This is a genomic window from Streptomyces sp. NPDC059456, from assembly GCF_042750055.1.
GTDB lineage: Bacteria > Actinomycetota > Actinomycetes > Streptomycetales > Streptomycetaceae > Streptomyces.
In genome coordinates this window covers 1-6520 of record NZ_JBHYVA010000486.1, presented here as the reverse complement: position 1 = coordinate 6520, position 6520 = coordinate 1, and the positions used below count along the sequence as shown (strand labels likewise).

General features: G+C 71.7%; 4 protein-coding genes. 2 read left to right on the top strand and 2 right to left on the bottom strand.

Annotated elements, in window-relative coordinates:
* Nucleotides 1-167: 167 nt before the first annotated feature.
* Nucleotides 168-1154, top strand: a complete 987-nt coding sequence (locus ACFXA3_RS31110) for a pirin family protein (RefSeq protein WP_385192119.1) — start codon at nucleotides 168-170, stop codon at nucleotides 1152-1154.
* 12 nt (nucleotides 1155-1166) lie between these two features.
* Here ACFXA3_RS31110 and ACFXA3_RS31105 read toward each other — a convergent pair whose 3' ends face one another.
* Nucleotides 1167-2216 carry an AI-2E family transporter gene (locus tag ACFXA3_RS31105; protein WP_385192116.1) on the bottom strand — a complete coding sequence of 350 codons (1050 nt, stop codon included), beginning with the start codon at nucleotides 2214-2216 and terminating at the stop codon, nucleotides 1167-1169.
* A 59-nt stretch (nucleotides 2217-2275) separates the two neighbouring features.
* Nucleotides 2276-4468, bottom strand: a complete 2193-nt coding sequence (locus ACFXA3_RS31100; protein WP_385192121.1) for a SpoIIE family protein phosphatase — start codon at nucleotides 4466-4468, stop codon at nucleotides 2276-2278.
* A 136-nt stretch (nucleotides 4469-4604) separates the two neighbouring features.
* Between ACFXA3_RS31100 and aspS the strand changes: the two genes are divergently transcribed.
* Nucleotides 4605-6422: an aspartate--tRNA ligase gene (gene aspS / locus ACFXA3_RS31095; protein WP_385192114.1), complete on the top strand. Its 1818-nt coding sequence runs from the start codon at nucleotides 4605-4607 to the stop codon at nucleotides 6420-6422.
* The last annotated feature ends 98 nt before the right edge of the window (nucleotides 6423-6520 follow it).

Genomic DNA, 6520 nt, shown 5'->3' with positions numbered 1-6520 from the left:
CGACTCGCAGATGGTCGACTTCGCGAGGCGCCGCTTGTACGGCTAGCCCCCGTCGCCCCGCACGGATACGGCCCCCGGGGCAATGACCCCGGGGCCCTTTCTGTTCTGCCGGGTGTGGCAGAAAGTTCGAGTTTCAACTAAACTCGACGCAGAAGGAGGTTCCGACCATGCCTGCAGTGACTGTGGAGAACCCGTTGACGCTCCCCCGCGTCGCCGAGCCCGCCCAGGAGACCGCCGCCCGCAAGGTGCTGGCCGTCACGACCGCCCCTGGTGGGTTCGAGGGCGAGGGATTCCCGGTGCGCCGCGCGTTCGCCGGGATCAACTACCAGCACCTCGACCCGTTCATCATGATGGACCAGATGGGCGAGGTGGAGTACGCGCCGGGCGAGCCGAAGGGCACCCCCTGGCACCCGCACCGCGGCTTCGAGACCGTCACGTACCTGATCGACGGAACCTTCGTCCACCAGGACAGCAACGGCGGCGGCGGAGTCATCAACGGCGGTGACACCCAGTGGATGACCGCCGGTGCCGGCCTCCTGCACATCGAGGCCCCGCCGGAGTCCCTCGTGGTGTCCGGCGGGCTCTTCCACGGCCTCCAGCTGTGGGTGAACCTCCCCGCCTCCGACAAGATGATGCCGCCGCGCTACCAGGACATCGGCGGCGGCCAGGTCCAGCTGCTGTCCACCCCCGACGGCGGCGCCCTGCTCCGCGTGATCGCCGGTGAGCTGGACGGCCACGCCGGCCCCGGCATCACCCACACCCCGATCACGATGATCCACGCCACCGTCACCCCGGGCGCGCAGGTCACCCTGCCGTGGCGCGAGGACTTCAACGCCCTCGCGTACGTCATGGCCGGCCGCGGCAGCGTCGGCACCGACCGGCGGCCCGTCCACACCGGGCAGACGGCGGTCTTCGGCGAGGGCGGCTCCCTCACCGTGCGGGCGGACGAGTCCCAGGACTCCCACACCCCGGACCTGGAGGTCATCCTCCTCGGCGGGCGCCCCATCCGGGAGCCGATGGCGCACTACGGGCCGTTCGTCATGAACAGCCGACAGGAGCTCCAGCAGGCCTTCGACGACTTCCAGGCCGGCCGGCTGGGGACCATCCCCACCACCGCCCGGGAGCGCACGAAGTCGGCGGACCGGCACTCCTGACGCACACCGGGGCTACGCGGGGCGCTCCGCCCCCGCGTAGCGTCCCCGGAGCTCCGACAGCACACCGAACGCGGCCGCGGTCAGCGGCACCGACAGCAGCATCCCCAGGATCCCGGCGACACTGGCCCCGGCCGTGATGGCGAGCAGGACGACGGCCGGGTGCATCTGGACGGTCCGGCTCTGGATCACCGGCTGGAGGACGTGCCCCTCCAGCACCTGGACGGCGAGCACCACCCCCACGGTCCACAGGCCGATGAACCACCCCCGCTCCGCGAAGGCGACGAGGACGGCCACCGCCCCGGAGATGAAGGCGCCCAGGTACGGGATGTACGCGCCGACGAACACCAGCGCGCCGAGGCCTACGGCGCCGGGGACGCGGAGCACGAGCAGACCGACCGTGATGCAGACGGCGTCGATCAGCGCGATGAACGTGGTTCCGCGCATGAAGCCCTCGACGGCCCTGAAGGCGCGCCGCGCCACCGCCTCGACGACGTCCGCGGCCCCGCGGGGCGCGAGCGAGCGCAGGGCGCCGGCGGCGCGCGGGGAATCGCGCAGGAAGAAGAACATCAGCAGCAGGGCCAGGACGGCCATGGCGAGCATCTCGCCGACGACGCTGATGCCGGTGATGACGCCGGAGGCGGCCGTACCGCCGAATTTGCCCAGCAGGTCCCTGGCGTTCGACGCCAGGTCCTCCAGCGAGGTCCCGGCCGGCCCGAAGTGCCCGGCGAGGTACTGCCCGGCCTGCTTGAGGGCGTCGAGGATCTGACCGCCGGTGCCGATCAGGGCGTGGACGACGACGTACAGGGCGCCACCGATCACCACGAGCACGGTCAGACAGGTCAGCGCGGCCGAGAGGGAGCGCTGGACGCCCATCCGCACGAGCCGCCGGTGCATCGGCCCGAGCAGAGCGGTCCCGAGGAGGGCGAGCAGGACGGGCGTGACAACGGTCTTGAAGACGATGCACAGCCACACGCCGACGGCGAGCACGCCGGTGACGAGCAGGACGACCACGCACCAGGCGGCCAGCCGCCTGACCGGCGGGGGAAGCAGGGGAGTCGACACCGCTGCATCCAACCACGCGGGCGCCCCCGCACCCCCGAGCCCGGGCGGGGCGGCGCCGTTCAGGCCGGGTCGAGGTCCAGCCCCGGCAGCAGCACGGGGTCCGTGAGCGCGGTCTGCGGCTTCGACTGCTCGTGGAGCTCGAACCAGATCGACTTGCCCTCGCCGCGCGGGTCCACGCCCCAGCTGTCCGCGAGCATCTCCATCAGCAGGACGCCCCGCCCGCTCGACGCCATCTCCCCCGGGTGCCGCTTGTGCGGCAGCTCGTCGCTGGCGTCCGCCACCTCGATGCGCAGCCGCCGCGTCCCCAGCTCGCCCGCGGCCTCCGCGACCAGCAGCGCGTCGCCGTCCGTGTGCATGAGGACGTTCGTGACCATCTCGGAGACCATGAGCACCGCCGAGTCCACCTGCTCCGCGTCCGCCCAGTCGTGCAGCAGCTCGCGGATCTGCCGGCGCGCGCCCGCGATCCGCTCCGGCTCCGCCTGCGCCACCGTCAGCATCGTGCGGCGGGCCGGCCGCGCCGGCCGTGCGGGCGGCGCCCCGCAGCCGCAGTCCCAGCCGTCCCGGCACAGCAGTACGACCGCTATGTCGTCCTCGCGGCGGTCGGCCAGCGGGCCGGTGGTGTGGTGCGAGGACGGCCCGTGCACGGCCTGGACCAGCAGGTCGGCGAGCTCCTCCAGGTCGTCGGAGCCGTGGGTGCCGGGCTCGTGCGTCTCGGACTCCAGGATCGCCCGCAGCCGCGCCCAGCCGGTGTCCAGGTCGTGGCCGCCGGTCTCGATGAGCCCGTCGGTGCACAGCATCATCGTCTCGCCGGGCTCCAGCGTGAACTGCGTGGTCGGGTAGTCCGTGTCCGGGACGATGCCGAGCGGCAGGCCGCCGGCCGTCGGGCGCATCAGCACCGTGCCGTCCGTCATCCGGATGACCGGGTCGGGGTGGCCGGCCCGGGCCGCCTCCAGCAGTCCGGTCTCCGGGTCGCACTCCACGTACAGGCAGGTCGCGAAGCGCGGGCCGTGGACGTCGGACTCCTCGTGGGAATCGGTGATGCCGGCCAGGAAGCGGGAGGCGCGGGAGAGCACCGCGTCCGGCCGGTGGCCCTCGGAGGCGTACGCGCGCACCGCGATCCGCAGCTGGCCCATCAGCCCCGCGGCCCGTACGTCGTGCCCCTGCACATCGCCGATGACCAGGGCGAACCGTCCCGACGGCAGCGGGATCACGTCGTACCAGTCGCCGCCGACCTCCAGCCCGCCGCCGGTCGGGACGTACCGGGCGGCGATCTGCATGCCCGGGATGTCGGGGCCCACCGTCGGCATCATCGACCGTTGCAGGCCGGAGGTGAGTTCCCGCTCGGATTCCGCCACGCCGGCCCGCTGGAGGGCCTGGGCCAGCATCCGGGCCACCGTCGTCAGGACGGACCGCTCGTCCGGGGAGAAGGACACCGGGTGCCTGAACGCGGCCATCCAGGCGCCCATGGTGCGCCCGGCGACGATCAGGGGGAGGAACGCCCAGGAGACCCGGCCGAAGCGCTGCGCCAGCGGCCAGGTCGCCGGGAAGCGCCGCTTGTAGTCCTCGGGGGAGGGCAGGTAGATCGCCCGGCCGGTGCGCACGACCTCGGCGGCCGGATAGTCCGTGTCCAGCCGCATGTCCGTGAAGGGGTCCTCGTCCCCGGGGCCGTGCCCGTGGTGCCCGATGATCGACAGCCGGTCGCCGGCCACCCCGAAGACCGCCAGCCCGTCGGGGCTGAAGCCGGGCATCGACAGCGACGCCGCGACCCGCAGCACCTCGGCCGTGGACCGGGCCTCGGCCAGCGCCCGCCCCGCGTCCAGCAGGAAGGCCTCGCGGGAGCGCCGCCAGTCGCCGGTGATCGGGGTGTGCACGGCAGTCGTCCCGGGCTGCGGCTCGGCGATCTCCTGGATCGTGCCGATCAGCTCGTAGTCGACGCGGCCGTCGGGGCAGCGGTTCTCCACCGGTTTGGAGCGGCTGCGCACGGTCCGCAGGACCCGCCCGTCCTCGTCCATGATCCGCAGCCGGGCCTCGGCGAGGGTGTCCTCGGCCACCGCGAGGTTGACGATCCCGTTGATCTCGTTCCAGTCCACCGGGTGAAACCGCGACCGCACGACGACCTCCGGGAGGACGACGGGCTCCGCGGGCAGCCCGAGCAGCCGGGCGGCCTCGCTGTCGAGAGTGACCGTTCCGGAGGCGTTGTCCCATCGCCACAGGCCCGTCGCGATGGCGGTCAGGACGTCCTCGGTGCGCACCCGGTCATCTTTACAGGTCATCCCCCTGGCGTGCCTGTTCACCGGGCCCGGCGGGCACGCCCGCACGGCCCCCGGCCCGGACGGTAACCTTGGGAGGGTTGAATCCACCCTGGTATCGCGAAGAACTGGATGACTGATGCATCGGTACAGGTCCCACACCTGCGGCGAGCTCCGCGCCTCTGACGTCAACGCCGACGTCCGGCTGAGCGGCTGGCTGCACAACCGTCGAGACCTGGGCGGCATCCTCTTCATCGATCTGCGCGACCACTACGGCATCACGCAGCTCGTCGCCCGCCCCGGCACCGCCGCGGCCGCCGTCCTGGACAAGCTCTCCAAGGAGACCGTCGTCCGCGTCGACGGCAAGGTCGTCTCCCGCGGCTCGGAGAACGTCAACCCCGACCTGCCCACCGGCGAGATCGAGATCGAGGCCGCCGAGGTCGAGGTGCTCGGCGCGGCCGCCCCGCTGCCCTTCACGATCAACACCGACGACGGTGTGAACGAGGAGCGGCGCCTGGAGTACCGCTTCCTCGACCTGCGCCGCGAGCGCATGCACCGCAACATCATGCTGCGCTCCGCCGTCATCGCCGCGATCCGCCACAAGATGGTGGCCCTCGGCTTCAACGAGATGGCGACCCCGATCCTCACCGCGACCTCCCCCGAGGGCGCCCGTGACTTCGTCGTCCCGTCCCGCCTGAACCCGGGCAAGTTCTACGCCCTGCCGCAGGCCCCGCAGCAGTTCAAGCAGCTGCTGATGATCTCGGGCTTCGACCGCTACTTCCAGATCGCGCCGTGCTTCCGCGACGAGGACGCCCGCGCCGACCGCTCGCCGGGCGAGTTCTACCAGCTCGACGTCGAGATGTCGTTCGTCGAGCAGGAGGACGTCTTCCAGCCGATCGAGCGCCTGATGACCGAGCTCTTCACCGAGTTCGGCGGCGGCCGCGAGGTCACCTCCCCGTTCCCGCGGATCCCGTTCCGCGAGTCGATGCTGAAGTACGGCAACGACAAGCCCGACCTGCGCGCCAAGCTGGAGCTCGTCGACATCACCGACGTCTTCGAGGGCTCGGAGTTCAAGGCGTTCGCCGGCAAGCACGTGCGTGCGCTGGCCGTCCCGGACACCGCCGCGCAGCCGCGCAAGTTCTTCGACGGCCTCGGCGAGTACGCGATCTCGCTCGGCGCCAAGGGCCTCGCGTGGGTCCGCGTCGGCGAGGACGGCGGCCTGACCGGCCCGATCGCCAAGTTCCTCACCGAGGAGAACGTCAAGGTCCTCACCGAGCGCCTGGGCCTGGCCGCCGGCCACGCCGTGTTCTTCGGCGCGGGCGAGTTCGACGAGGTCTCCAAGATCATGGGCCCGGTCCGGGTCGAGGCCGCCAAGCGCGCCGGCCAGTTCGAGGAGAACGTCTTCCGGTTCTGCTGGATCGTCGACTTCCCGATGTACGAGAAGGACGAGGAGACCGGCAAGATCGACTTCTCGCACAACCCCTTCTCCATGCCCCAGGGCGGCATGAAGGACCTGGAGGAGAAGGACCCGCTCGACATCCTGGCCTGGCAGTACGACATCGTCTGCAACGGCATCGAGCTGTCCTCCGGCGCCATCCGCAACCACGAGCCCGAGGTCATGCTGAAGGCCTTCGAGATCGCCGGTTACGAGGCCGAGACCGTCGAGCGCGAGTTCGCGGGCATGCTCCGCGCCTTCCGCCTCGGCGCCCCGCCGCACGGTGGCATCGCCCCGGGCGTGGACCGCATCGTGATGCTGCTCGCCGACGAGCCGAACATCCGCGAGACCATCGCCTTCCCGCTGAACGGCAACGCGCAGGACCTGATGATGGGCGCGCCCACCGTCCTGGAGGAGTCCCGCCTGCGCGAGCTGAACATCGCGCTGCGCAAGCCGGTGGAGACGAAGCCGGCGGAGGCCAAGCCGGTCGCCGAGGCCGTCCACCCGGACGCCGCCCGCTAAGCAGGTACGAACACGGCGCAGGGCCCCCGCGGCCGCCCGGGGCCCCGCCCCCGGGCGCAATAAAAAAAAAAGAAGCCCACAAAACCCATATGTATTGG